Raw genomic sequence first — 3,330 nt, forward strand, 5'->3', positions numbered from 1 at the left:
CCTGATCATGCGTATTAGCCTGTAAACCATGTCCCCGGTTTGGAATGTAAACGATGTCTCCGGTTTGTACCGCGGGCGCGCCCGCTCCCACAGGGTTTGCGTTTCGCCAGAAGGTTGCAGCTGATCACTTGATCAGCGGCACACCACTCAGCTTTTGCAGCTCGTCAAAGTCGATATCCGCACAGATCTCGACCACTTTCAGCCCTTCCGGCGTCACTTCCAGCACGGCCAGGTCGGTGTAGATACGGCTGACACAAGCAATGCCAGTCAGCGGGTAGGTGCACTCGGGCACCAGCTTGCTTTCGCCGGTCTTGGTCAGGTGGTCCATCATTACGAACACCTGGCGAGCGCCGGTGGCCAGGTCCATCGCGCCGCCTACGGCCGGGATCGAACCTTCGGCACCGGTGTGCCAGTTGGCCAGGTCGCCCTTCACCGACACCTGGAAGGCACCCAGTACGGCGATGTCCAGGTGGCCGCCGCGCATCATCGAGAACGAGTCGGCATGGTGGAAGAACGCACCACCGGTCAGCAGGGTGACGTGCTGCTTGCCGGCGTTGATCAGGTCATCGTCTTCCTCGCCTGGCGCGGGGCTTGGGCCCATGCCCAGCAGGCCGTTCTCACTGTGCAGGAATACTTCCTTGTCGCCCAGGTAGTTGGCTACCAGGGTAGGTGCACCAATGCCCAGGTTTACGTAGGCACCTTCCTGGATGTCTGCGGCCACGCGTTGGGCCATCTCGGTGCGGGAGAGCTTTTTGGTGATGGTCATGGCAGGCCTCAGACAGCGTTGGCGATCGAAGAAGCGGCAGCACCGGTAACGGCGACCACGCGCTGGACGAAGATACCCGGGGTGATGATGTGCTCCGGGTCCAGTTCACCGAGCTCGACAACCTGGTCGACCTGGGCGATGGCGGTCTTGGCGGCCATGGCCATGATCGGGCCGAAGTTGCGGGCGGCCTTGCGGTAGGTCAGGTTGCCCCAACGGTCGCCCTTGTGGGCCTTGATCAGCGCAAAGTCAGCGTGCAGTGGCATTTCCAGCACGTACATGCGGCCGTCGATTTCACGGGTTTCCTTGCCTTCGGCCAGCAGGGTGCCGTAGCCGGTCGGCGAGAAGAACGCACCAATGCCCGAACCCGCGGCGCGGATGCGCTCGGCCAGGTTGCCTTGCGGCACCACTTCCAGCTCGATCTTGCCGGCGCGGTACAATTCGTCGAACACGTAGGAGTCGGACTGGCGCGGGAACGAGCAGACCACCTTGCGCACGCTGCCTGCCATGAGCAGGGCGGCCAGGCCGATCTCGCCGTTGCCGGCGTTGTTGCTGATGATGGTCAGGTCGCGGGCACCGGTGGCGATCAGGCCGTCGATCAGCTCAGACGGCATGCCTGCCGTGCCAAAGCCACCGACCATGATGGTCGAACCGTCGGTAATCCCTTCCACCGCGTTGGCGATGGACTCGTACGTTTTATTGATCAAGGCGAGCTCCTGGTTGTTCCTGGAGTTGTGGTTGTCGGGCTGGCCGGAGCGCGTGACGCGGTGGGGCCTGTCAGCACTTGAAATTACTTGCTGACTTTCGCTATAGCGTGCCGCAAGATAGGGCAACAGTAGAGAGGGTTTGGCTGAATTTGTGCGATTATCGAACTGTTGTGCGATGTACGAGCAGTTGCGCAGGCTATTTGCCACATTCCAGTTGACCGTGTAGTCCCTTCATTTTTCCCCTCACGGAGACCGCGATGATCCGGCAGGCCGTGGCAGCGGATGAGCCTGAAGTCAGGCGTTGTGCCGAACAGGCCTACGCCTGTTATGTACCACTGATCGGGCGCAAGCCCGCGCCGATGATTGCTGACTTCGCCAGGCAGATAGCGGACGGTGTGGTGTACGTTGCGACGGATGATCGGGCGGTCTTTCAGGGTTTCATTGTGTTCCATGCCGAGCAGGGCCACATGCTGCTGGAAAACGTCGCGGTCCTGCCCAGTGCGGCCGGGCGGGGTACAGGTAAGGCGCTGATCCGCTTCTGTGAAGATGTCGCCCGGCAACAGGGGCTAGGCGCCGTCCATCTCTACACCAACGAGAAGATGACCGAGAACCTGTCGATTTACCCCAGGCTTGGCTATGTGAACGTGGGGCAACGTACGGAAGACGGTTTCAAGCGCGTTTATTTCGAGAAGACCCTGGTGCCCTGACAGGCCGGTCGTGCATGCGTACAAAGCATGCTCCGCACAAGGGCAATGCATCATGCACCCCGGCTTCAGGCATCATGTACCCAGCCCCCTCGAAAAGCTGAACGCGCCAAATGCCAGAATCCCCCAACCCCAACCGTGCCATCTACGACCTGGACATGCTCCGCACCGTGGTCATGGTGGCCGACTGCGGCAGCTTCACCACCGCCGCTGCGCGCCTGCATTCCACCCAGTCCACGGTGAGCCAGAAGGTGCGCCGGCTGGAGGAAATGGTCGGCCACCAGTTGCTCGACCGCAGCAACCGCGAGGTGCACCCGACCGACGCTGGTGAAACCCTGCTGCGTTACGCTCGGCACCTGCTGGCGGTGAGCAGCCAGTTGACCGAGGCCATGTCGGGTGGGGTGACGGTGACCGTGCGCATCGGCCTGCCGGACGATTTTGTCGCGGGCAAGACGATGCAGGCGTTGGCGGCGTTCAACCGGCGTAATCCGACGGTGAAGCTGGAAATTACCGGTGGCCTTAGCCGTGACCTGATGAGCACCTATGATCGGGGCGAACTGGACCTTGTGTTGATCAAGCAGCGACGCAACAGCCGTGAGGCCAATGCCTGCCAGCCAGAGCGCATCGAGTGGATCGACAGTGCGCAGTACCCGTGTTTTGCCCAGGACCCGATTCCGCTGGTGACCTTCCCGCCGCGAGGGTTGTACCGCGATGACATGATCGGTGCAGTCGAGGCCATGGGGCGCAGCTGGCGTATTGCATTTACCAGCTCGAGCCTGGCAGGGATTCAGGAGGCGGTGGCCAATGGGTTGGGGGTGAGCCTGTTGCCATCGCGGGTGGTGACGGCGGGGCATCGGGTGTTGGGGGCGGAAGAAGGGTTCAAGCCGATCAAGGTGTTTGAAGCGGCGATTTTTCATCGGCCAACGGCGGACCCGATGGTCATGGAACTGGCTGAGATTTTGATTGGTATTTTGCGGGCGGAGGCGTCGTAAATCTGCGCCATGACTGTGACAAAGCTTGACCGCGTGTCGCGGCCTCTGTGGGAGATTCTATGGTTTTTGGCAATGGCATCAGGGTTGCCTGGTGCTCGCCACGGCATCTTCAGCGCCTGTGAGATCGAGCGCCGCCCGCGCGGCGCATCGCGAGCAAGCTCGCT

At 61.6% G+C, this 3,330-nt stretch carries 4 protein-coding genes; 2 read left to right on the top strand and 2 right to left on the bottom strand.

The window, feature by feature from the left end:
- Positions 1-124: 124 nt before the first annotated feature.
- Both ACFY9W_RS28995 and ACFY9W_RS29000 read right to left on the bottom strand, forming a co-directional pair.
- Positions 125-766, bottom strand: coding sequence for a 3-oxoacid CoA-transferase subunit B (locus ACFY9W_RS28995; protein ID WP_003251131.1), 642 nt, complete (start codon positions 764-766; stop codon positions 125-127).
- A gap of 8 nt (positions 767-774) precedes the next feature.
- Positions 775-1,470 (bottom strand): 3-oxoacid CoA-transferase subunit A, encoded by a 696-nt coding sequence (locus ACFY9W_RS29000; protein WP_391138272.1) that lies wholly within the window; start codon positions 1,468-1,470, stop codon positions 775-777.
- A 257-nt stretch (positions 1,471-1,727) separates the two neighbouring features.
- Between ACFY9W_RS29000 and ACFY9W_RS29005 the strand changes: the two genes are divergently transcribed.
- The gene (locus tag ACFY9W_RS29005) at positions 1,728-2,177 is read left to right on the top strand and encodes a GNAT family N-acetyltransferase (RefSeq protein ID WP_391138275.1); all 450 of its coding nucleotides are present in this window, start codon (positions 1,728-1,730) and stop codon (positions 2,175-2,177) included.
- A gap of 110 nt (positions 2,178-2,287) precedes the next feature.
- Positions 2,288-3,166 (top strand): LysR substrate-binding domain-containing protein, encoded by an 879-nt coding sequence (locus ACFY9W_RS29010; RefSeq protein WP_391138278.1) that lies wholly within the window; start codon positions 2,288-2,290, stop codon positions 3,164-3,166.
- Positions 3,167-3,330 lie beyond the last annotated feature (164 nt).

This window comes from Pseudomonas sp. NPDC008258 (assembly GCF_042956345.1).
Classification (GTDB): Bacteria; Pseudomonadota; Gammaproteobacteria; order Pseudomonadales; family Pseudomonadaceae; genus Aquipseudomonas.